The organism is Leifsonia sp. GW821-FHT13C09, from assembly GCF_058806435.1.
On the sequence record NZ_JBXAPS010000001.1, the window covers coordinates 558,221 to 580,209 of the forward strand.

The window sequence follows — 21,989 nt, forward strand, 5'->3', positions numbered from 1 at the left end:
GGCAAGTCTATCGTGGCGGGCTCGGGGCCTATCCTGGTGGGAACGGCGGCCGACCGGCTCGCCGACGAGAGGACGAGTAGGCCACGTGACTGACGCGAAGAACATCCTCGGCGGGCGCATCCTGGTGGTGGCCTTCGAAGGATGGAACGACGCAGGCGAAGCCGCCAGCGGCGCCGTCAAGACGCTCAAGGAGCAGCTCGACGTCGTCCCGATCGCCGAGGTGGACCCCGAACTCTACTTCGACTTCCAGTTCAACCGTCCGGTCGTCACCGACGACGACGGCCGCCGCCGCCTGGTCTGGCCGTCCGCGGTCGTGATGGGCCCCGCCCGGCCCGGGCGCGTCGGCGACGCGCTCGCCGGCGACGCCGAGCTCGACGTGACCGGGGACAACTCCGGCAACATCTTCCTGCTGCTCGGCACCGAGCCCTCGCGGAGCTGGCGCAGCTTCACCGCCGAGATCATGGACGCCGCGCTCGCGGAGGACATCGGCGTGATCGTCTTCCTCGGCGCGATGCTGGCCGACGTCCCGCACACCCGGCCGATCTCGGTCTTCGCCACCAGCGAGTCGGCCGCCGTCCGCGCCGAGCTCGGGATCGAGCGCTCCACCTACGAGGGGCCCGTCGGCATCCTCAGCGCGCTCGCCGAGGGCGCGGAGGACGTCGGCATCCCGACCATCTCGATCTGGGCCTCCGTGCCGCACTACGTGCACAACGCGCCGAGCCCCAAGGCGGTGCTCGCGCTCATCGACAAGCTCGAGGAACTGGTCGACGTGACCATCCCGCGCGGATCGCTGGTCGAGGAGGCCGCCGCCTGGGAGGCCGGGATCGACGCCCTCGCCTCCGACGACGAGGAGATGGCCGCCTACATCCAGCAGCTCGAGCAGGCACGCGACACCGTGGACTCGCCCGAGGCGAGCGGAGAGGCGATCGCCCAGGAGTTCGAGCGGTACCTCCGCCGCCGCGGCGACGGGCGGGACGGACGCGACGGCCGCGACGGCAAAGCGGGCGACGACCCGCGCCGGGGCTGAATAGCGCGGGACTTCACCCGCGCGCCCGGGTGCCCGGGCGCGTCTGCCCGGTCAGGCCTCCAGCACGCCCGTCCCCAGCAGCACCATCAGCAGGCCGCCCAGCGCGATCCGGTAGATCACGAACGGCAGGAAGCTGCGCCGTGAGATGTAGCCCATGAAGAAGGCGATCACGACGAGCCCGACCACGAACGAGACGACCGTCGCGGCGGCCGTCTCGACCGGGCCGAAGAGCTCCGGGGTGCACGTGCCCGCGGCCTCGAGCGCCGCCGAGCACGGCTCCTTGAACGCCTTATAGAGCTGGTAGAGGCCGCTGCCGAAGACCGCGGGAATCGCGAGCAGGAACGAGTAGCGGGCGGCGGCGCGGCGCTGGTAGCCCATGAACAGCCCGGCCGTGATGGTGCCGCCCGAGCGCGAGACGCCGGGGATCAGGGCGAGCGCCTGGGCGAAACCGAAGATGATCCCATGCCCCCAGGTGAGCTCGCGCAGCCGCCGGGTCTTCGCCCCCACCCGGTCGGCGATCCCAAGCAGGACGCCGAAGACGATCAGCGTCGTGGCGACGATCCAGAGCGACCGGAAGGTGGTCTCGATCGCGTCCTGGAAAAGCAGCCCGAGGACGACGATCGGCACGCTGCCGACGATCACCAGCCAGCCCATCCGGGCATCGGGGTCGTTCCGCGTGATGCGGCCGAGCAGCGCCTGGAACCATCGGGTGACGATGCGGGCGATGTCGCGCCAGAAGTACAGCAGCACCGCCGCCTCGGTGCCGAGCTGGATGATCGCGGTGAAGCGGGCGCCGGGGTCTGCTCCGGTTCCCAGCAGCGTCCCGACGATGCGGATGTGGGCGCTGGAGGAGATCGGCAGGAACTCGGTGAGTCCCTGGACGACACCCAGGATGAGGGCGTTGAGGAATTCCACGAAGGCTCTTTCAGTAGCTGCGCAGGAGGTCGCGCAGGACGGACCTCCCGAACCCTAGTGCCTCCAACGGCACCCGCTCGTCGACCCCGTGGAACATCCCGGGGAAGTCGAGATCGCTCGGCAGCCGCAGCGGAGCGAAGCCGTACCCGGTGATCCCGAGCCGGCTGAGCGCCTTGTTGTCGGTGCCTCCGGAGAGCAGGTACGGCAGTACCGGAGCGCCCGGGTCGTGCCGTTCCAGCGTGCCGGTGATGGCGTCGACCAGCTCGCCTCCGAACTCCGCCTCGAGGCCGATGTCGCGGTGCATGACCTGGATCTCCACGTCGTCGCCGATCAGCTCGCGCACCTCCGCGAGCACCCGGTCCTCGTCGCCCGGCAGCGTGCGGATGTCGATGAGCGCCTCCGCCGTGTCCGGGATGACGTTGTGCTTGTAGCCGGCCTCCAGCAGCGTCGGGTTGCTGGTCGCCCGCAACGTCGCCAGGATGAAGCCCGCAGCCGTCCCCGTGCGGAGCACCACCTCGTCGGGGCCGACCCGCTCGGGATCGACGTCGAGCAGCCGGCCGAGCTCCGCGATCAGCCGGGTCGTGGTGTCGGTAAGCTGGATCGGCCACTCGCGGCGGCCGATCGCGACGACCGCCTCCGCGAGCTTCGTGATCGCGTTGTCCTTGATGAGCCGGGAACCGTGGGCGGCGCGGCCGCGGGCGATCAGCTTGATCCAGACCAGGGACTTCTCCCCCGTCTGCAGCAGGTACGCGCGCCGGCCGCCGAGGTCGATGGAGTAGCCGCCGACCTCGCTGATCGCCTCCGTGGCGCCGGCGAAGAGCTGCGGCTGGGTGTCCACCAGGAAGTGCGAGCCGCGCCGGCCGCCGTCCTCCTCGTCGGCGAAGAACGCGAGCACCAGGTCGCGCTCGGGCTGTTCCCCCGCGCCGAGGATGTCGCCGACAGCGGTCAGGATCATCGCATCCATGTTCTTCATGTCGACCGCGCCGCGGCCCCAGAGCAGGCCGTCCTTGACCACGCCGCCGAACGGATCCACCGACCAGTTGCGCGGGTCGGCGGGGACGACGTCCAGGTGGCCGTGCACGACGAGGGCGGGCTTGGCGCTGTTGCGACCCTCCACCCGGGCGACGACGCTCGCCCGGCCCGGGTCGGACTCGAAGACCTGCGGGGCGAGCCCCAGCGCGCTCAGCCGTGCCTCAACGTACTCGGCCGCCTCGGTCTCGCCGTTGGACCGGCCCTCGCCGAAGTTCGTGGTGTCGAAACGGATGAGGTCGCGCGCGATGATGGCGGTCTCGTCCAGCTCGGTCTCGTCAGGCCCGGTGTCGGTGGAGTCGGTCATCCCCCCACGCTACCGGGCGGGCCGCCCCGCCACGCCCGGGGTGTGCGACGATGTCAGAGCGGGGGTCGGTTTCGTGCTAGTGTCTTTCTTCGGCAGCCGGAAGCTTCGGCGGCCGGAAACACCCGTCCGGGTGGCGGAAATGGCAGACGCGCTAGCTTGAGGTGCTAGTGCCCGTATAGGGCGTGGGGGTTCAAGTCCCCCCTCGGACACCGGCAAGGCCCCGATCGAGAGATCGGGGCCTTCGTGTTTCCCCCGGAGTCCTTCTTCTTTTCCTCTGGCCCTTCTACTGTGGCGTGCATGGCGAACCCGAAGCGCTCTCAGCAGAGCCTGCTCACGGTCCTCCTCGCGCTCGGCGCGAACATCGTCGTCGCGCTCGCGAAGACCGTCGCGGCGGTGATCACCGGGTCCGCGTCGATGGTCGCGGAGGCGGCGCACTCCTGGGCGGACTCCGGAAACGAGGTCTTCCTGCTCCAGGCCGAGCGCCGCGCGCGCCGCCCGCAGGACGACCTCCACCCGACCGGCTACGGCCGAGAGGCCTATGTGTGGTCGTTGTTCGCGGCGGTGGGACTGTTCACGGCGGGCGCGGTCGTCTCGATCCTGCACGGCTTCTCCCAGCTCGGCACCGGAGAGCCGGACACCGACTACCTGATCAACTACATCGTGCTCGCCGTCGCCTTCGTGTTCGAGGGCTTCTCCTTCGTGCAGTCCTTCGGCCAGGCCAGGTCGACGGCGGTCGAACGCGAAACCGGCACGCTGGAGCACATCCTCAGCACCTCCAATCCGACGCTGCGGGCGGTCGTCGCGGAGGACGCGGCCGCGCTGATCGGGCTGGTCATCGCGTTCCTCGGCGTGCTCCTCCATGAGCTCACCGGGAACGCCGTGTACGACGCGGTCGGCTCCATCCTCGTCGGCGTCCTGCTCGCGGTCGTGGCGGTCGTGCTGATCGATCGCAACCGGCGCTTCCTTCTCGGGGAGCCGGCGCCGGACCGGGTGAACCAGGCGGCGCTCGTGTCGCTTCTGCAGCATCCGCAGGTCGAGCGGGTCACCTACCTCCACCTGGAGTACGTCGGGCCGGAGCGCGTCTTCCTCGTCGCGGCCGTCGACCTCATCGGCGACGACCCGGAATCCGACGTCGCGGACGATCTGTACGACGTCGAGCAGGACATCGAACGCAACGAGCACGTCGCGGAAGCGGTGCTCACCCTGTCGCGGCGGGGTGCGCCCGCCCTGCTGCCTCGCGACGCGCACGCCCTCGAACAGCGATAGCGGCCACATCCCGACCGCATTCAGCGGCACACTGGGGGCATGGCCAGCACGGGATCCCGCACCCTCCAACTCCTGTCGCTCCTGCAGACGCACCGGTACTGGCCGGGCCAGGAGCTCGCCGACCGGCTGGAGGTGTCTCCGCGAACGCTCCGCCGCGACGTGGAGCGGCTGCGCGACCTCGGCTATCCGGTCGACGCCATGCGCGGGTCGCCGGCGGCTACCAGCTGGCCCCCGGAGCGTCGCTGCCGCCGCTCGTGGTCGACGACGAGGAGGCCGTGGCGCTCGCGGTGGGCCTGCGCACCGCCGCGCAGAGCGGCGTCGCCGGGGTCGCCGACGCGTCCGTCCGGGCGCTCGCGAAGGTCGTGCAGGTGATGCCGCCACGGCTGCGCCGCCGGGTGGACGCCCTGCGCGTCGCGACGCTCGCCTCCGAGCTGGCGCCCGGTCCGGTGGTGGACGCCGAACTCCTGACCGTAGTGGCGCAGTCCTGCCGGGATGAGGAGCGACTGGTGTTCTCCTATGTGCGCCGCGACGGGGCCGCCTCCGAGCGCACCGTGGAGCCGCACCGGCTGGTCTCGGTCGGACGGCGCTGGTATCTCGTGGCGTACGACCTTGGCCGGTTCGACTGGCGGAGCTTCCGGCTGGACCGGATGACCGGGGCCCGGCCGACCGGGGCGCGCTTCCGGCCGCGGACGCTGCCCGCCGCCGACGCCGCCGAGTACGTGCGCGCATCGCTCGCCGGGGCCGTGGAGTCCCTGGTCGTGGACGCGGTGATCGCGGCTCCGCTCGCCGAGGTTGAGCGGGCGATCGGGCGCTGGGTGGAGGCCGAGCCGGAGGCCCCGGCGGAGGACGGCACGGCCCGCACCCGGGTGCGGATCACGGCGGACTCCGCCGAGTGGGCGCTGTTCGGCCTCGCCGCGGTCGCCGCGCCCTTCACGATCGACGGGCCCGCAGAGGTGCGGGAGCTGGCCGCCGTCTGGGGCGACCGTTTCGCGGCGGCCGGTAGACTCGTCACCCGATGAGCACCCCCCAGCCCGCCTCGAATCCCCCCGCCCCGACGCACGCCGACATCAAGCGCTGGCGGCAGTACCTGGCCGACGAGCGCGCCGAGGCCGCCGTCTACCGCGACCTCGCCGGACGCCGGGAGGGCGAGGAGCGGGAGATCCTGCTCGCGCTCGCCGAGGCCGAGCGCCGCCACGAGCAGCACTGGCTCGACCTCCTCGGCGACCAGGTCGGCCGCCCGCTGCGCGGCGACATCCGCACCCGGATGCTCGGCTTCCTGGCGCGCCGGTTCGGCTCGGTCTTCGTGCTCGCGCTGGCGCAGCGGGCGGAGGCACGGTCCCCGTACGCGGACGACGCGGACGCCACACCCCAGATGGCGGCGGACGAGCAGGTGCACGAGGAAGTCGTGCGCGCGCTCGCCGCCCGCGGCCGGCAGCGGCTCTCCGGCACGTTCCGCGCGGCCGTGTTCGGCGCCAACGACGGCCTGGTCAGCAACCTGGCGCTCGTGCTCGGCGTCGCGGCGAGCGGGGTGCCGAGCCACGTCGTGCTGCTCACCGGCATCTCCGGCCTCCTCGCCGGCGCACTGTCGATGGGCGCCGGCGAGTACGTCTCGGTTCGGTCGCAGCGCGAGCTGCTGGAGGCCTCCAGCCCGAACCCGGCCACCAGTTCCGCGCTCTCCCACCTGGATGTGGACGCGAACGAGCTGACCCTCGTCTACCGGGCCCGCGGTATGGACCAGACGGAGGCGCAGGCGCACGCCCATGAGGTGCTGACGACGCTCGGCGCCTACACATCGCCGGTGGCGGTGCCGGGTGCCGTGGAGGACGAGCACGAGGCCGTCGGCAACGGCTGGAGCGCCGCCGTGTCGAGCTTCTGCTTCTTCGCCTCCGGTGCGCTCATCCCGATCCTGCCGTTCCTGTTCGGGCTGACCGGCACGGCGGCGATCGTGGTCGCCGCCGTGCTCGTCGGCCTCGTGCTGCTGGGGACGGGCGCGATCGTCGGACTGCTGTCGGGCGCTTCTCCGCTCAAGCGGGCGCTGCGGCAGCTCGCGATCGGGTACGGGGCCGCGGCCGCGACGTACCTGCTGGGGCTGCTGTTCGGGGCGACGGTCGGCTGACGCCCTCGGTGGTGCGGCTCAGCGCCGCCTGCGGTCTCCCCCGTCGACGCCGTACACCAGCGCGCCGGCCAGCGGGATGAGCAGGAACCACAGCCAGCTGTAGGCGTAGCCCCACGCCATCCCGGTCAGGAAGAACAGGATGACGGCGACGAACGGCATGACCGAGACCACGAGCACCCCCCAGCGGGTGATCGGCCGGCCGTGCTCACCGGGCGCGGGCGGGTAGCCCCACGGGCTCGGGCCGGGCTGCGACGCCTGCCACGCGGCGGCCGCCGGTCCGGGCGGAGCGGAGTCCGGGCCCCCGGCGCCGTCCAGATGCAGCACTCCCGGCAGGTCGGTGAACAGCGGCTGCAGGTCGCCGCGGGTGACGGCGGACCGCGCGGACGCGATGCGCGACTGCAACTCGGCCTCGCTCAGCCTCCCCTGCGCGGCGTGCGACTGCAGCGCGGCGACGGCGCGCTCCCGTTCGTCGTTGCTGAGGCGCAGCGACGCGTTCGACGGATCCCCGAAGTCTGTCATGCGGTCAGTATGGCAGTACGACCGTATCCCTGGTGCGCTCCGTCGGTGCGCAGGTTTACACTTGCATTCGAACATACGTTCGATCGAGAGGAACCCGCGCTCATGACCGACATCGACGAGGCGGTGGCCGTGTGGACCACCGAGGACGGCATCCCGACCCGCCTGGTCTGGCGCTCCACGCGCTACCGGGTGAGCGACACCCCGACGGTGTGGGCGGAGATCTGCCCGTGGTGGAAGCCCTTCGGCGAGCACCGCTACGGGGTCGGGGCACTCCCGAGGGAGATCGGCGGCTGGCGGTTCCAGGCGACAAGCGACGGCGGGGTGGCCCACGTGTTCGACGTGCGGCACGACGCCGACGACCGGAGCTGGCGGCTGGTGCGGATCTTCGACTGACGGGCGACCGCATCCAGCCCTCGCCCGGGGAGCCTCCGCCACCCGGCCCCGCCCATCCCCTACCCTCTCTCAACGTGACGAACGACGACCGCTACGGATCCGATGTGCTGGCCACCGACTGGAGGAACACCGGACGGAAGGCCGTGCCGACCGTGGAGGCCGTGCGGGACCTGGTGGTCGAGGAGGCCGGCACCGGGTTCTGCGGCGCGATCGTGCGGCTGGAGGCGCAGACCGTCGAGCTGGAGGACTACTTCGGGGCGAAGCGCGTGTTCCCGCTGGGGGCGGCCTTCCTCATCGACGGGGAGCCCGTGAAGCTCGTCGTGCCGGGCCGCGCGCCTGCCGGCCGGGGGCGCACCGCCTCCGGCTCTTTCGCGGTCGGCGAGCAGAAGGCGCGCGTCGCCCGCGCCAGCCGCATCTTCGTGGAGGGCCGCCACGACGCCGAACTGGTGGAGCGCGTCTGGGGTGACGACCTCCGGGTGGAGGGCGTCGTCGTGGAGTACCTGGAGGGCGTCGACGACCTGGACGCGATCGTGCGCGAGTTCGCCCCCGACCGCGGCCGGCGTATCGGTGTGCTGGTCGACCACCTGGTGCCGGGCTCCAAGGAGAGCCGGATCGCCGAACAGGTCGCGCGCGGGCCGTACGGCGCGCACGTCCTCGTGGTCGGCCACCCCTACATCGACATCTGGCAGGCCGTGAAGCCGGCGCGGGTCGGGCTGGAGGCGTGGCCGTCGATCCCACGCTCCATCGAGTGGAAGCACGGCATCTGCGCCGCGCTCGGCCTCCCCCACGACACCCAGGCCGACATCGCCCGGGCGTGGAAGCGGATCCTCGGCCAGGTGCGAACCTACGCCGACCTGGAACCCGCCCTCCTCGGCCGCGTAGAGCAACTCATCGACTTCGTAACAGAACCCCTCCCCCGCGCGTAGCGCAGGAGATTCCGCCGCGACACGCGCCTGAACTCCTGCGGAACGACGCCCGGCAGGAGTTCCGGGCCGTTTCTCCTGTTGGCGCATCGGCGTATTTTCGACCCAGAATCCATTTGCGGTATTCGAACATGTGTTCGAAAATAGACGTATGTCCCTGGCAGTCGCACGCACCTTCCCCGACCCGGTCGCCGACCGGGCGCAGGTGCACGAGCTGCAGTCGCGCATCCGGCAGATGCAGGCGACCAAGCTGGACGCGCGGCGGCTGGAGACGCATCCCGCGCTGGCCGCGCTACTGCCCGGCGGCGCGCTCAAGGCCGGCGCCGCCTACACGGTGCACGGCTCCACCACGCTCCTGATGGCGATGCTCGCTGGGCCGAGCGCCGCGGGCGCCTGGTGCGGCGTGGTCGGGATGCCCGACTTCGGGGCGGAGGCCGCCGGCCGGTTCGGCATCGACCTGGAGCGGCTCGTGCTGGTGCCGCATCCCGGGCCGCAGTGGCTGACCGTCACCGCCGCGATGGCGGACGTGCTCGGCGTGATCGCCGTCGCGCCCCCGGAACGGCCGAAGAGCGGCGACGTCGCGCGACTGACCGCGCGGCTGCGGCAGCGGGAGGCCACGCTCGTCGTCGCCGGCGACTGGCCGCAGGCGGAGGCGGCGCTCTCCGTCGTCCGCAGCGGCTGGGACGGCCTGGGCGCCGGCGCCGGCTACCTCTCCTCCCGGCGGGTGACCGTGGAGGCCGCACCCCGCGGCGGGGCCGGCCCGCGGCGCCGCGCCGAGCTCTGGCTGCCGGCAGTCGACGAGACGTTCCGCGCCTCCGCCCCCACGCGCCTGGAGGCGGTGAGCTAGATGCGCCAGGTCACCCGCGCGATCGTGCTCTGGTGCCCCGACTGGCCGGTCATCGCCGCCCGGCAGCGCCTCGAGCTGCCCGCAGACGTGCCGCTGGCGCTGGTCGAGAAGGGGATGGTGTTCGCCTGCTCCGCGCACGCCCGCGCCGACGGCGTCACCCGCGGGCTCCGGGTCAGGGAGGCGCAGTCGCGCTGCCCGCAGCTGGAGATCGTCCTCTACGACCCGGTGCTGGACGCGCGCGCCTTCGAACCGGTGCTGACCGCGATCGAGGAGATCACCCCGGGCGTCCAGGCGGTGCGGCCGGGCACCTGCGTCCTGCGTGCGCGGGGGCCGGCGCGCTACTACGGCGGCGAGGAGGCAGCGGCGGCTGAGCTGCTGCGCTGCCTGGCAGGGCTGGAGGACGTGACCGGGCTCGCGCTCGACGACGTGCGGATCGGGATCGCCGACGGGCCGTTCGCCGCCGAGCAGGCGGCGCGCTCCACCGGGCCCGCGTCGCGCGTCCGCATCGTCCCGCCCGGCGGCTCCCCCGCCTTCCTCGCCCCGCTGCCGGTCGCCCAGCTCGGCCTCACCGAGCTCACCCCGCTGCTGCGCCGGCTGGGCCTGCGCACCCTCGGCGACCTGGCCCGGCTCGACCGGCTGGACGTCCGGGAGCGGTTCGGGGAGCGCGGCGAGCACGCCCACGACCTGGCCAGCGGGATGGACGGCGCCGCCGTGGTGCCGCGCACCCCGCCGAAGGTGCTCGACCGGGCGATCGAGTTCGAGCCTCCCCTCGACCGGGTCGACCAGGTGACCTTCGCGTTCCGCGGTACGGCCGAGCAGTTCGTGGCCGGGCTCACCAAGGCCGGGCTGGTGTGCACGTCGCTGCGCATCGAGGTGACCGACGAGCGCGGGAGGGTGAGCGAACGGAGCTGGCAGCACCCCCGGCTGTTCTCGGCCTCCGACGTGGTCGACCGGGTGCGCTGGCAGCTGCAGGGCGCCGGCTCCATCGACTCCGGGCTGGCCTCCCCGATCGCGAAGGTCGCCGTGGCGCCGGAGGCCGTCGACGACATCGGCCACCACGAGGACGGCCTGTGGGGCGGCGGCGCGGACGAGCGCATCCACCACGGCCTCACCCGCGTGCAGGGGATGCTCGGCCACGACGCCGTCGTCACCGCGACGATCGGCGGCGGCCGGGCGCTGTCCGACCGGCAGGTGCTCGTGCCGTGGGGCGACCGGCCGGTGGGCGTCGCCCGCTCGGACCGGCCCTGGCCGGGCTCGCTGCCGGCGCCCGCGCCCTCCACGGTGTTCGAGGTGCCGCGGCCGGTGGCGGTGCTGAACGCGGCCGGCGAGCCGGTGGAGGTCACCGACCGCGGCGACGTCACCGCGCCGATCGCGTCGTTCTCCCCCACCGGCGCCGCCCGGGACGCCCGGCCGGTCGACTCCTGGGCCGGCCCGTGGCCGGTGCGCGAGCGCTGGTGGGACGCGACGCTCGCGCGCGCCATGCACCGCTTCCAGCTGGTCGACGCCGACGGCACCGCCTGGCTGCTCGCCCTCACCGGCACCACCTGGTTCGCCGAGGCCCGCTATGACTAGCGCGCGCGTCCACCTGGCAGGACATGCCGCGTGGCCCGACCTCCAGACGGCGTGTTCTGCCACGTGGATGCGGGGAGGGGCGCGCGATGGGGTGGAATAATCCGCCGATCCCGTGGGCCGAGTTCGAGCGGCGGCTGAGCGGGCGGCGCACGAGCGAGCAGGAGCAGCCGGAGCGGCCGTCCTCCCGCAAGCGGCAGAAGTACGTCGCGCAGCCGATGCCCGAAGAGCCGGACGAAGGGCACGTCCGCTACGCCGAGCTGCACGCGCACAGCACCTTCAGCTTCCTCGACGGCGCCAGCGCGCCCGAGGAGCTGCTGGAGGAGGCCACCCGGCTGCGCCTGCACGGCCTCGCCCTCACCGACCACGACGGCCTGTACGGCGTGGTCCGCCTCGCCGAGGCCGCCGAGGCGTACGAGCGCGTCAAGACCGTGTTCGGCGCCGAACTGTCGCTTTCGCTCAGCCGGCCGCAGAACGGCGAGGCCGACCCGGAGGGCAGCCACCTCGTCCTGCTCGCCCGGCAGCAGTCCGGCTACCACCGGCTCGCCGCCGCCATCACCGCCGGCCAGCTCGCCGGTGAGGAGAAGGGCCGCCCGGTGTACGACCTCCCGACCCTCGCCGAGCAGTCCGGCGGCGAGTGGATGGTACTCACCGGCTGCCGCAAGGGCGACGTGCGCCTCGCGCTGGCCGAGCACGGCGAGCGGGCAGCCGAGCGGGAGGTCGCCCGCCTCGCCGAGCTGTTCGGCCACGACAACGTGCTGGTGGAGTTGATCGACCAGGGCGGCCCGCGCGACAGCACCGACAACGACGTGCTGGCCAGGATCGCCGGCCGGCTCGGCCTCCCGGTCGTCGCCACCAACAACGTCCACTACGCCACGCCCGCCCAGTACCCGCTCGCGACGGCGGTCTCGGCGGTGCGCGCCCGCCGCAGCCTGGACGAGATGGACGGCTGGCTGCCCGCCTCCGCCGCCGCCCACCTGCGCAGCGGCCGGGAGATGGCCGCCCGGTTCGCCCGCTACCCCGGCGCGGTCGAGCGCACCGCCGACATCGCCGACGACCTGGCGTTCCGGCTGCGCAGCGCCCGGCCGAAGCTCCCCCAGCAGGAGGTCCCGGAGGGCCACACCCCGATGAGCTGGCTGCGCGAGCTGACCTGGCGCGGCGCCGCCGAGCGCTACCCCGACCTCGACAGCAACCCGGCAAAGCGGGAGCGCATCGAGCGCGAGCTGGACGTGATCGAGGCGAAGGACTTCCCCGGCTACTTCCTCATCGTCCACGACATCGTGCGGTTCGCCCGCAGCCGCGGCATCCTCTGCCAGGGCCGCGGCTCGGCGGCGAACTCGGCGGTGGTCTACCTGCTCGGGATCACGGCGGTGGACTCGATCAAGTACGACCTGCCGTTCGAGCGCTTCCTCTCCTCCATGCGCGAGGAGGAGCCGGACATCGACGTCGACTTCGACTCCGACCGGCGCGAGGAGGTCATCCAGTACGTCTACGCGAAGTACGGCCGGCACAACGCCGCCCAGGTCGCCAACGTCATCACCTACCGGCCCAAGAACGCCGTGCGAGACATGGCGAAGGCGCTCGGCCACTCCACTGGGCAACAGGACGCCTGGAGCAAGCAGATCGACTCGTGGAGCAAGGTCACCACCACCGACGAGCACGACATCCCGGAGGCTGTCGTCGATCTCGCCCAGCAGGTGCTGAAGTTCCCGCGGCACCTCGGCATCCACTCCGGCGGGATGGTGCTCACCGACCGGCCCGTCGGCGAGGTCTGCCCGATCGAGCACGCCCGCATGGAGGGCCGCACCGTGCTGCAGTGGGACAAGGACGACTGCGCCTGGATGGGCCTGGTCAAGTTCGACCTGCTCGGGCTCGGGATGCTCTCCGCACTCGACTACTCGATGCGCACCATCGAGGCGTCGCTCGGCGAGTCGTGGACGCTGGACAGCATCCCGAAGGAGGAGCAGGGCGTCTACGACATGCTCTGCCGCGCCGACTCGATCGGGGTGTTCCAGGTGGAGAGCCGCGCCCAGATCGGCACGCTGCCACGCCTGCAGCCGCGCAGCTTCTACGACCTCGTGATCGAGATCGCGCTGATCCGGCCCGGGCCCATCCAGGGCGGCGCCGTGCACCCGTACATCCGCCGCAAGCTCGGCAAGGAACCGGTCACCTACCTGCACCCCGCGCTGGTGCCGGTGCTGGAGCGGACGATGGGCGTCCCGCTGTTCCAGGAGCAGCTCATGCAGATGGCCGTCGCCGTTGGCGACTGCACCGCGGAGGACGCCGACCTGCTGCGCCGGGCGATGGGCTCCAAGCGCGGCATCGAGAAGATCGGCGCGCTGCGGGCGAAGCTCTACGAGGGGATGGCGCACAACGGGATCGTCGGGGCCGACGCCGACGCCATCTACGAGAAGATCGAAGCGTTCGCCAACTTCGGTTTCGCCGAGAGCCACGCGATCAGCTTCGCGCTGCTGGTGTACGTCAGCTCGTGGATGAAGCTGCACTACCCCGGCGCGTTCCTCGCGGCGCTGCTGCGCGCGCAGCCGATGGGGTTCTACTCGCCGCGCACGCTCACGGCCGACGCCCGGCGGCACGGCGTGGTGGTGCGCCGGCCGGACATCCAGCTCTCCGGGGTGTTCCCGCTCCTGGAGGCCATCGACCCGACGCGGCAGGGGCCGACCGGCACCGACCCGTGCCTGGAGCACGACCAGCCTCCGGTCGGCAGCTTCGATCGCAGCGTGCCGCTCGACTTCGCCGCCCACCGCCGCGACGCCGGGCACGCCGTCCGGCTGGGCCTGGCGGGCGTGACCTCCATCGGCGAGACGCTCGCGGGGAAGATCGTGGCCGAGCGGGAGGCCTCGGGGCCGTACCGCGATCTGAGCGACCTCTCCCGCCGGGTCGGGCTGACGGTGACGCAGCTGGAGGCGCTCGCCGCGGCCGGCGCCTTCGAGGGGTTCGGGCTGTCCCCGCGCCAGGCGATCTGGGAGGCCGGGAACGCCGCCCAGGAGCGCCCGGAGTACCTGGCGGGCACCGCGATCACGGTGCAGCCGCCACTGCTGCCGATGCTCTCCCCGGCCGAGCAGCTCGCGAGCGACCTGTGGGCCACCGGGATCTCCACCGACGACCACCCGATCCGGTTTCTGCGGCCGGCCCTGGCGGCACGCGGCGTGCGCGCGGCCGACACCCTGGCGGCGGCGGAGTCCGGGCGCCGCATTGAGGTGGGCGGCGTGGTCACCCACCGGCAGCGGCCGGCGACGGCCGCGGGGGTGACCTTCCTCAACCTGGAGGATGAGACGGGCCTGGTGAACGTCATCTGCCCGGTCGGGGTGTGGAACCGCTACCGCCGGGTGGCCAGGCAGGCGCCCGCGATGATCGTGCGCGGCATCCTGGAGCGCAGCGAGGAGGGCGTGGTCAACGTGCTCGCCGACCGCCTCGAACCCCTCGACACCGCCATCCGCACCACCTCCCGCGACTTCCGCTGACCCCCACGCATCCACCCGCACACCGCCGAGTACGCGAATAATCATGCGAAAACCGCCGAGTACGCGGACTATTCGCGTACTCGGCGGTTTGCGGCGGAGGGAGGAGCGGGTCAGGCCTGGTTGAGGACGGCCTGCAGCTCGAGGGTGATGGTGACGTCGTCGCCGAGCAGCATGCCGCCGGTCTCGAGCGCCGCGTTGTAGGTGAGGCCGAAGTCCTCGCGGTTGATCTTGGTCTTGGCGGTCGCGCCGGCCTTGTAGTTGCCGTACGGGTCCTGGCCGAAGCCGCCGAAGTCGAACTCGAACGTGACCGGCTTGGTCACGCCCTTGATCGTGAGGTCGCCGTCGACGAGGAACTCGCCGTCCTCGTGGCGCACGCCGGTGGAGACGAAGTCGATGGTCGGGAACTCCTCGGCGAGGAAGAAGTCGCCGGTGCGCAGGTGCGCGTCGCGGTCGGCGTTCTTGGTGTTGATGGAGGCCACGTGGGCCTTCGCGGAGACGGTCGACTCCAGAGGGTTCTCGGCGGTGACGAACGACGCGTCGAAGTTCTCGAACACGCCCTTCACCTTGCTGATCATGAGGTGACGGATGCTGAAGCCGACCTCGCTGTGGGTGGGGTCGATGGTCCAGGTGCCGGCCTTGTATCCGGGGATGTCGATGCTCATTCGGTTCTCCTTGAGTCGGTTGGGATGCGATCGGACGCTGTCAGGTGCATGCAACCGCATAGATCACGAGCCTATTCCGGATCCGGCCAAAAAAGTTGACACGACACCAATGTTCATCCCCTCGACCGATTCGCGTCAACATTTCAGTGCATACCATTTTCTCTGGTTTTACTCATCCGTATCGAAAGCAGGAGGAACCCAACCCATGACCACCACGCTCACACGCAGGGCCATCGTCGGCGCGGCCGCCTGGTCCGCTCCGGCGATCGCGCTCGCCACGGCCTCCCCAGCCCACGCGGCTTCCGCCGTCGGCGTCATCGCCTTCATCGACCCGGAGGATCTGATCGGCAGCGGCTACACCGCGAACCTCGTCGTCCAGCTCACCGTCCCGCCGGGCGAACGGCTCCCGGACACCCTCAGCGTCCGCTACGGCACCGCTGGCATCGTCGACGGCCCCACCCTCGTGCCCACCGGAGGCACGAACCGGGTGACCATCCCGGTGACCGGGAGGGACGCCAACGGGACGACCGTCATCACCGTCGCCTCCCCCGGCTACATCCCCGCCACGACGATCCTCCGGGTGACGTTCGACGACGGTCGGTTCTTCATGGCCCGCAATGCCCCGTTCGGCGTCAGGAGCTCCGCCAACACCCTGAACCCGACCACGTCCTCCGGCATCCGCAGCACCGGCGCGAACGGCGTGATCGTCGATTCCTGGAGCGGCGAGTGGCTGTACCGCTCCACGCTGGCCTCGAACACCTTCACGCCCGCCGGCACGCTCTTCAGCGGCCACTTCGACGATCCGGGGCCGATCAGCGGCAGCATCGAGTGGAAGCTGACGGTCCAGACGACGGGAGAGGACCGCCTCGCCTGGCAGCAGCGGAACGGCTTCCCGTTCTCCGGTCTGCCCATCGGCGGCACGTATCAGGAGGGCACGACCCGGGCCGGCGGCGGACTCGGCTTGATGAACGTCGTCCCCGCCGTCCGCACGAAGCTGACGAGCGCGTCGAGCCCCGGAGGAACGGCGTACTTCGTCTGGTCGTTCCCGCGGTTCCCGAAGTATACGGCCCAGTGGAGCATCGCCTACTAGGGGTCCGCAAGAAACCGGTCAGCCGTGCACGGCGAGCGACCGCCGCAGCACCAGCAGTGCTCTGGCGTCCGCATCCACCTGCGTCGTCGGGATGCGCCCGTCGTGCACGGCGGCCACCACCGCGTCGATGAGGGCGTCCGGGTCCTCGGCGCCCTGGATCATCAACACCATCGTGTTGCCCGCCGCGATCGCTGCCACCGCGTTCGCGCCCGCGTCCTGGTACTGGGGCAGCCCGGTGTCCTGCAGCATCCGCAGGTCGTCGGTGACGCTCACGCCGTGGAAGCCGAGCTCGTCGGTCAGGATGCGATGCCAGGTCGGCGACAGGGAGGCGGGCGCGGCGTCCACCCCGCTGTACGCGAGGTGTCCGAACATCACCACCTCGGCGCCCGCGGCGACGCCGGCCCGGAACGTCGGCGCGTCCTGAGCGGCCCAGCGGGCATGGTCGACCGCGGCGGTCGGGACGGTGTGGTGCGAGTCGGCGTCCGTCTCGCCGTGGCCCGGGAAGTGCTTGAGGGTGCTCAGCACGGCGCCGCGCTCCCCCGCGACGGACGCGCCGACGCGGGCGGCGGCGGACGCGGGATCGGTCCCGAGGATCCGGTCGGCGATGAACGACCGCGGGTCGGCCGTCACGTCCGCGATGGTTCCGAAGTTGAGGTTCACGCCGGCCTGCTTCAGCAGCGCCGCGCGCTGCGCGAACGCCTGCTGGGTCGCCGCGGGCGGCATCGACCGCAGGGTCCGCGCACCGGGCTGGCGGTCCCACGGCAACCGGGTGACATCGCCGCCCTCCTCGTCGATCCCGATCAGCGGAGGAAGCCCGGGGTCGGAGGCGCGGGTCGCCGCGGTCTCCGCCGCGAGCGCCGACGGCGTCGCCGGGATGTTGTCCGGCATCAGGATGACGCCGCCCAGCCCGTAGCGGTCGACGAACGCGCGCAGCGCCGCAGGATCGGTTCCCGGCGCGTGCAGCATGAACAGGCTCGCCACCTTCTGGCGGAGCGTCAGGTTCTGCAGCCGCTCGTCCGCGTAGCCCTGAACCGGGTCCGCGGCGGGAGCAGCGGTCCGCGCAGTCGCCGACGGACTCGGTGCGGCCTGTCGAGGGTGCGCCGAACCGCTGGCCGCGCACCCGCCCAGCGTCGTCGCGAGCACCAGGAGGGCGGCGGCCGTCGTCCATCGGGCGCGGCGCATCCCCCGATGGTAGCCCTCGCCCCCTTGGCGGTCCCTCCGAGCGCCTGACATCCCCTCGGAGCGTCCGGCGGTCCCTCCGAGCGCCGTCGCCGTTCCGGGCCCCGCCGCCCTACGATGGCGGGATGGCGTCCAAGCCGATCTCGCTGCTGCTCGCCAGCCACCCGGGCCCGACCGCGGTGGTGACCGTCGTGGCGGCCGGTCTCGGGATCGGCCTCGGCTACCCACCCGGCCGGCTCGTCGTCCTGGCGCTCGCGATCCTGTTCGGCCAGCTCTCCATCGGCTGGTCCAACGACTGGCTGGACGCGGCCCGCGACCGGGAGGTCGCGCGCGCGGACAAGCCGGCGGCCCGCGGCGACGTGCCCCCCGCTCTCGTGCGCGCGTCCGCGTTCGTCGCGCTCGGCCTCGCACTGGCGGTCACGGCGTTGCTCGGCCTCGGCGCGCTGATCGCGCACGCCGTCGCCATCGCCGGCGGCTGGGCGTACAACCTCGGGCTCAAGTCGACCGCCGCCTCCTTCGTCCCGTTCGCCGTGAGCTTCGGGCTCCTCCCGGCGATCGCGACGCTCGGCCAGGAGCGCCCGGCGTGGCCGGCGCCGTGGGTCCTCGCCGCGGGCGCGCTGCTCGGCGTCGCCGCGCACGTCACCAACGTGCTGCCCGACCTCGCCGACGACGCCCGCACCGGGATCCGCGGGCTCCCGCACCGCCTCGGCGCGCGTGCCAGCGGCCTCCTCGCCTTCGGCTGTCTCGCCGTCGCGACCGTACTGATCACGTTCGGGCCCGGCCTCCCGGTGCGCCCGCTGCTCGCCGTCGGCCTGGTGATCGGGCTGGCGGCGGTGGCCGCGGGCGTCGTGCTGCTGCTGCGGCGCAGCCCGACCCGCCTGCTCATGCAGCTCATCATGACCTGCGCCCTCGTGGATGTCGCGATGCTGGCCCTGGGCGGCCAGTCCATCGTCGCGGGGTGACGGAGCCTACTCGACAGCGGTCGCGATCGGCTCGGCCGCCGGCTCGTGGTTGCGGATGCCGATGGCGGACACCACCCCGCCCACGATGAGGAGGCCGGCGGTGGCGAGCATCGCCCGGTGCATCCCGTTCACGTCCAGCTTCTGGCCGACCACGATGCCGGCCATCGCCACGGTGAGGAGTCCGGCGATGCGGGCGACGGCGTTGTTCACCGCGGAGCCGATCCCCGCCTGGCCCGGGTGGATGGAGCCCAGGATCGCGCTGGTCAGCGGCGCGACGGTCATCGAGAGGCCGACGCCGAAGAGCAGGACGGCGGGCAGCAGCTCGAGCCAGTAGCTCACGGCCGACCCGATCATCAGCAGCCACAGGAAGCCGACCGACGCGACGATCGGACCGACCGCCATGAAGAACCGGGGACCGTACTTGCCGGCCAGCCCACCGAAGAAGCTCGACAGCAGCAGCATGCACAGCGTGGAGGGGATGAACACGAAGCCTGCGACGAACGCCGAGAACCCGGCGACCTGCTGCAGGAACAGCGTCACCATGAGCGGTCCGAACGACAGGGCGCCGTAGACGAACGCCGTGGCGAGGTTGCCCACCCAGAAGTTGTGCACCGAGAACAGGCCGAGCGGCAGCATCGGCTGCTTCACGCGCGTCTCGGCGAAGAAGAAGCCGGCCAGCGAGAGGACGCCGACCACGAACGGGATCCAGACCCGCGGACTCCCCCAGCCGTAGGCGCCCTGCTCGATGAGCGCGAACACCGTGCCGGCCAGACCCACCGACCCGAGCACAGCGCCCAGGATGTCGACGCGGCCGCCCGTTCCTTTGTCGGTGGAGCCGAGCGTCCACATGAGGACGAGCGTCACTGCGATGGGGATCACGTTGATGACGAAGACCCAGCGCCAGGACAGCGCGTCCACGAAGAAGCCGCCGACCACCGGGCCCGCGATCATGGCGATGCCGGTCCACGCCGTCCAGCGTCCGATCGCCTTGGCCTGGGCCGGGCCCTCGAACCGGGAGATGATGATCGCCAGCGACGACGGCACCAGCAGCGCCCCCGCCACGCCCTGGAGGGCGCGCGACAGCACCAGGAACACCCCGCTCGGCGCGAACGCGCACAGCAGCGACGTGATCGCGAACCCGATCAGCCCGACGTACAGGATGCGCTTGCGCCCGAACACGTCCGAGAGCGACCCGGCGATCAGGATGAGCGAGCCGAGCGTCACGAGGTACGCGTCCACCACCCACTGCTGCAGCGGCAGTCCGCCGCCGAGCTCCCGGTCGATCGCGGGCAGCGCCACGTTGATGACGGCGCCGTCGAGGAACGCCACGAAGCTGGCCAGGATCGCGATCAGGAGGACGCGCAGCTGCAGGGACGTCATCTTCTCGGTGGCCATGTGCTCATTCAACGTCCGGGCGTGCGCATCGCGCAAGCACGCGCGTCGGGCGTACCGTTTCCCCCGTGTCAGAGCTGTCGCACTCCGAGCGGTCCTCCGGTCGGCGTCGCCTCACCCCGACGACCATCATGCGGGCCGGGTGGATCGGGGTGCTCGTGATCACCGCGGTCTTCCACGCAGTGCGGGGCGCGCCCGTGGACTCCGCTCTCTACGCCGCGGGGGCCGTCGTGCTCATGCTCGACGCGCTGGGCTGGCTCCGCATCCCGCTCCGGATGCCCGCCGACCGCGACACCGTCTCGCGCCGCGTCATCGCCGGGACGCTGATCGCGGTCGCCGCCCTGGCCCTCGGCTTCACGCCGCTCTACGGCTCGGCGGACGCGGCCATCGTCGTCGGGCTCGGCGTGCTGCTGCTGCCCGTGGCGTGGGCCGAGCGGTCTCGCTCGGACCCGGGGCCGCCCGGCGCGGCGGTGCGCCGGGCGGCGATCCTGTGGTCGATCGTCCTGGTCGCCGGCTGCCTGTGGGAGATCGGCGTGTTCTTCCTCGGCCGCGACCTGACGGGCAGCGAGAACGCCTACCCGGCGCTCTCCGACCTGCTCGACCCGGTGCTGGCCTGGCCGCCCGCGCGGGCGCTGCTGGTCGCCTGCTGGCTGCTCGGCGGGTACGCGCTGCTGCGCCGCGGGAGGTCGTCATGAGGTGGGTCACCATCGGCGGCTTCGTGCTGTGCGGCCTCCTGATCGTGGCGCTCGCCGTCCAGTCCCGGCGCCGTCCCGACCGGATCGCACCGCTCGGCAGCCTCCTCGACCGCGTCATGGCCGACCGCGCGGCGCGGGTCACCATCCTGCTGTTCTGGTGGTGGATCGGCTGGCACTTCCTCGTCACGCCGCCGACGGTGTGACTAGTCGTTCCCCTTGGTGCAGGTCTGCTGAGCGGCCGTCTGGCCCGTGACGGTCGAGGGCAGCTCGACCGCTCCGGACGTGTTCGTCGGCGCGGGCGTCCCTCCTGTCGGGCCGTTCGAGGTCGTCGGGCTGTTCGTGCCGTTCTGGCCGGTCGGGGCCGGGGCCGCCGTCGTGGACGCGCTCGGCGAGGGGGTCGGGGTCGCCGTCGCGTTCGGGTCCTCCGCCGCACGTCCGGTGGTGCCGGTGAGGGTCACCGGCTGATCGTTCACCAGCGCGGTGTTCACCGCCGCGGAGGCCTCCTCGTCCGGGATCACCCGGTTGACGTCGTCCGGGTCCGTCACCGCGGGGTACTGCAGGAAGACCATGTTCTGCAGCCCGGTGTCCTTGAGTGCGAGCGCGATCTCCACCAGCGTCGTCGGGTCCGTGAGGGTGTCCGACGGCGTGACGTTCTGGACGGCGGCCTTGGCGAGCGCGTAGAGCTGGACCGGGTTGCCGAGCACTCCCCCGCTGACGATCTTGCGCGCCAGCGCGGACAGGAACACCTGCTGGTTGGAGATCCGGCCGAGGTCGCTGCCGTCTCCGACGCCGTGCCGGCTGCGCAGGAAGGAGAGCGCCTCGTCCCCGACGAGCGTGTTCTGCCCCGCCGGGAGGTCGAGCGGCGGGTTGGTGTAGGCGTCCTTCACCTTCGAGGCCAGGCACACCGTCACACCGCCGACCGCCGTGGACATCGCGCTCACACCGTTGAAGTTGATGACGGCGGCGAACGGGATCGTCGCACCGGTGAGCTTCTCGACCGTGAGCACGACGCAAGCGAGGCCACCGCGAGAGAGGGCCGTGTTGAACATCGCGGACGACGACCCGCTCACCGTCCCGGTGCCGTCCGGCGCCGGGCAGGTCGGGATGCGCACCATGAGGTCGCGCGGGAAGCTGACCACCATCATGCTCTTGTGGTCCTGCGCGATGTGCAGCAGCATCGTGACGTCGTTGTTGCCCGCGCCCGAGCTGGCGTCCTGCTCGGCCGTCGAGTTGTAGACGCCGCCGAGGCCGGAGCGGCTGTCCGTCCCGGCCAGCAGCAGGTTGACGCCGCCCGGGATGGCCCCCACGTTCGGGATGCCCTGCGGAATGGCCGAGTGCCCCGGCAGCGCGACCAGGGTGACGCCGTGCTTCACCGACCGGGCGACGTCCCACACCGCGAACGCGGCCAGCGAGAAGCCGCTGACGACGACGACCGCGACGGCGGCGGCGAGCAGCGTGAGGACGGAGGAGAGCAGCGTGCGCCGGGGCAGCCTCCCGTGCCGCACCGGCGCGGGCCCGCTGGCACGCTGCTGACGGCGTGGCAGGTCGGTCATGCGGATCCCCCGGGCGGTTCGTCGAACGTGAACTGGCTGAATACTAAGCGATCCGCGCTTTCG

21 protein-coding genes and 1 tRNA gene are annotated in these 21,989 nt (G+C 72.1%); 15 read left to right on the plus strand and 7 right to left on the minus strand.

From position 1 onward, the window contains the following. The first annotated feature begins 85 nt into the window (after positions 1–85). Positions 86–1,027, plus strand: a complete 942-nt coding sequence (locus tag AC1ROW_RS02620) for a proteasome assembly chaperone family protein (protein ID WP_493017307.1) — start codon at positions 86–88, stop codon at positions 1,025–1,027. 51 nt (positions 1,028–1,078) lie between these two features. Here the strand turns inward: AC1ROW_RS02620 and AC1ROW_RS02625 are convergent, their stop codons facing one another. Then, positions 1,079–1,942, minus strand: a complete 864-nt coding sequence (locus tag AC1ROW_RS02625; RefSeq protein ID WP_493017308.1) for an undecaprenyl-diphosphate phosphatase — start codon at positions 1,940–1,942, stop codon at positions 1,079–1,081. A gap of 10 nt (positions 1,943–1,952) precedes the next feature. Beyond that, positions 1,953–3,278 carry a M20/M25/M40 family metallo-hydrolase gene (locus AC1ROW_RS02630; protein ID WP_493017309.1) on the minus strand — a complete coding sequence of 442 codons (1,326 nt, stop codon included), beginning with the start codon at positions 3,276–3,278 and terminating at the stop codon, positions 1,953–1,955. Positions 3,279–3,402: 124 nt separating this feature from the next. On the opposite strand from AC1ROW_RS02630, the gene AC1ROW_RS02635 reads away from it, so the two are divergent. The 5 genes from AC1ROW_RS02635 (at position 3,403) to AC1ROW_RS02655 (ending at position 6,660) form a co-directional block, all read left to right on the plus strand. Next, positions 3,403–3,487: transfer RNA gene (locus AC1ROW_RS02635), tRNA-Leu, on the plus strand. Between the two features lie 88 nt (positions 3,488–3,575). Then, complete coding sequence (locus AC1ROW_RS02640) at positions 3,576–4,544, plus strand: cation diffusion facilitator family transporter (protein WP_493017310.1); 969 nt, start codon at positions 3,576–3,578, stop codon at positions 4,542–4,544. Positions 4,545–4,583: 39 nt separating this feature from the next. After that, positions 4,584–4,916: a helix-turn-helix domain-containing protein gene (locus AC1ROW_RS02645; RefSeq protein WP_493017311.1), complete on the plus strand. Its 333-nt coding sequence runs from the start codon at positions 4,584–4,586 to the stop codon at positions 4,914–4,916. Then, complete coding sequence (locus AC1ROW_RS02650; RefSeq protein WP_493017312.1) at positions 4,799–5,563, plus strand: helix-turn-helix transcriptional regulator; 765 nt, start codon at positions 4,799–4,801, stop codon at positions 5,561–5,563. Before AC1ROW_RS02645 ends, AC1ROW_RS02650 begins: the two co-directional genes overlap by 118 nt. Beyond that, complete coding sequence (locus AC1ROW_RS02655; protein ID WP_493017313.1) at positions 5,560–6,660, plus strand: VIT1/CCC1 transporter family protein; 1,101 nt, start codon at positions 5,560–5,562, stop codon at positions 6,658–6,660. The genes AC1ROW_RS02650 and AC1ROW_RS02655 overlap by 4 nt, the downstream gene beginning before the upstream one ends. 18 nt (positions 6,661–6,678) lie before the next feature. Here the strand turns inward: AC1ROW_RS02655 and AC1ROW_RS02660 are convergent, their stop codons facing one another. Continuing rightward, positions 6,679–7,179 carry a DUF1707 domain-containing protein gene (locus tag AC1ROW_RS02660; protein ID WP_493017314.1) on the minus strand — a complete coding sequence of 167 codons (501 nt, stop codon included), beginning with the start codon at positions 7,177–7,179 and terminating at the stop codon, positions 6,679–6,681. Between the two features lie 102 nt (positions 7,180–7,281). Between AC1ROW_RS02660 and AC1ROW_RS02665 the strand changes: the two genes are divergently transcribed. From AC1ROW_RS02665 to AC1ROW_RS02685, 5 genes are all read left to right on the plus strand, one after another. Next, positions 7,282–7,572 carry a DUF6504 family protein gene (locus AC1ROW_RS02665; RefSeq protein ID WP_493017315.1) on the plus strand — a complete coding sequence of 97 codons (291 nt, stop codon included), beginning with the start codon at positions 7,282–7,284 and terminating at the stop codon, positions 7,570–7,572. A 74-nt stretch (positions 7,573–7,646) separates the two neighbouring features. Further along, positions 7,647–8,498, plus strand: coding sequence for a DUF3097 domain-containing protein (locus tag AC1ROW_RS02670; RefSeq protein WP_493017316.1), 852 nt, complete (start codon positions 7,647–7,649; stop codon positions 8,496–8,498). 148 nt (positions 8,499–8,646) lie between these two features. Next, a complete protein-coding gene (imuA', locus tag AC1ROW_RS02675; protein ID WP_179606148.1) occupies positions 8,647–9,342 on the plus strand; it encodes a DnaE2-dependent mutagenesis accessory factor ImuA' in 696 nt (231 codons plus the stop codon). Next, positions 9,343–10,914: a DNA polymerase Y family protein gene (locus tag AC1ROW_RS02680; protein ID WP_493017317.1), complete on the plus strand. Its 1,572-nt coding sequence runs from the start codon at positions 9,343–9,345 to the stop codon at positions 10,912–10,914. It abuts the gene before it with no gap. 86 nt (positions 10,915–11,000) lie between these two features. Next, positions 11,001–14,393, plus strand: coding sequence for an error-prone DNA polymerase (locus tag AC1ROW_RS02685; RefSeq protein WP_493017318.1), 3,393 nt, complete (start codon positions 11,001–11,003; stop codon positions 14,391–14,393). Positions 14,394–14,503: 110 nt separating this feature from the next. On the opposite strand, the gene AC1ROW_RS02690 is transcribed toward AC1ROW_RS02685, so the two are convergent. Further along, the gene (locus AC1ROW_RS02690) at positions 14,504–15,055 is read right to left on the minus strand and encodes a YceI family protein (RefSeq protein WP_493017319.1); all 552 of its coding nucleotides are present in this window, start codon (positions 15,053–15,055) and stop codon (positions 14,504–14,506) included. Between the two features lie 205 nt (positions 15,056–15,260). Here AC1ROW_RS02690 and AC1ROW_RS02695 point away from each other — a divergent pair, with 205 nt between their 5' ends. Then, positions 15,261–16,145, plus strand: a complete 885-nt coding sequence (locus AC1ROW_RS02695; protein WP_493017320.1) for a hypothetical protein — start codon at positions 15,261–15,263, stop codon at positions 16,143–16,145. An 18-nt stretch (positions 16,146–16,163) separates the two neighbouring features. Here the strand turns inward: AC1ROW_RS02695 and AC1ROW_RS02700 are convergent, their stop codons facing one another. Then, positions 16,164–17,327 (minus strand): glycoside hydrolase family 3 N-terminal domain-containing protein, encoded by a 1,164-nt coding sequence (locus AC1ROW_RS02700; RefSeq protein ID WP_493017321.1) that lies wholly within the window; start codon positions 17,325–17,327, stop codon positions 16,164–16,166. Between the two features lie 122 nt (positions 17,328–17,449). On the opposite strand from AC1ROW_RS02700, the gene AC1ROW_RS02705 reads away from it, so the two are divergent. Continuing rightward, on the plus strand, positions 17,450–18,286 hold the full coding sequence (locus AC1ROW_RS02705) for a UbiA family prenyltransferase (RefSeq protein WP_493017322.1): 837 nt from the start codon (positions 17,450–17,452) through the stop codon (positions 18,284–18,286). A 6-nt stretch (positions 18,287–18,292) separates the two neighbouring features. On the opposite strand, the gene AC1ROW_RS02710 is transcribed toward AC1ROW_RS02705, so the two are convergent. Then, positions 18,293–19,681 (minus strand): MFS transporter, encoded by a 1,389-nt coding sequence (locus AC1ROW_RS02710; RefSeq protein WP_493017323.1) that lies wholly within the window; start codon positions 19,679–19,681, stop codon positions 18,293–18,295. A 65-nt stretch (positions 19,682–19,746) separates the two neighbouring features. Between AC1ROW_RS02710 and AC1ROW_RS02715 the strand changes: the two genes are divergently transcribed. Next, positions 19,747–20,373, plus strand: a complete 627-nt coding sequence (locus AC1ROW_RS02715) for a hypothetical protein (RefSeq protein ID WP_493017324.1) — start codon at positions 19,747–19,749, stop codon at positions 20,371–20,373. After that, positions 20,370–20,576: a DUF6186 family protein gene (locus AC1ROW_RS02720; RefSeq protein ID WP_493017325.1), complete on the plus strand. Its 207-nt coding sequence runs from the start codon at positions 20,370–20,372 to the stop codon at positions 20,574–20,576. Before AC1ROW_RS02715 ends, AC1ROW_RS02720 begins: the two co-directional genes overlap by 4 nt. Here AC1ROW_RS02720 and AC1ROW_RS02725 read toward each other — a convergent pair whose 3' ends face one another. Beyond that, positions 20,577–21,926, minus strand: coding sequence for an LCP family protein (locus tag AC1ROW_RS02725; protein ID WP_493017326.1), 1,350 nt, complete (start codon positions 21,924–21,926; stop codon positions 20,577–20,579). Positions 21,927–21,989 lie beyond the last annotated feature (63 nt).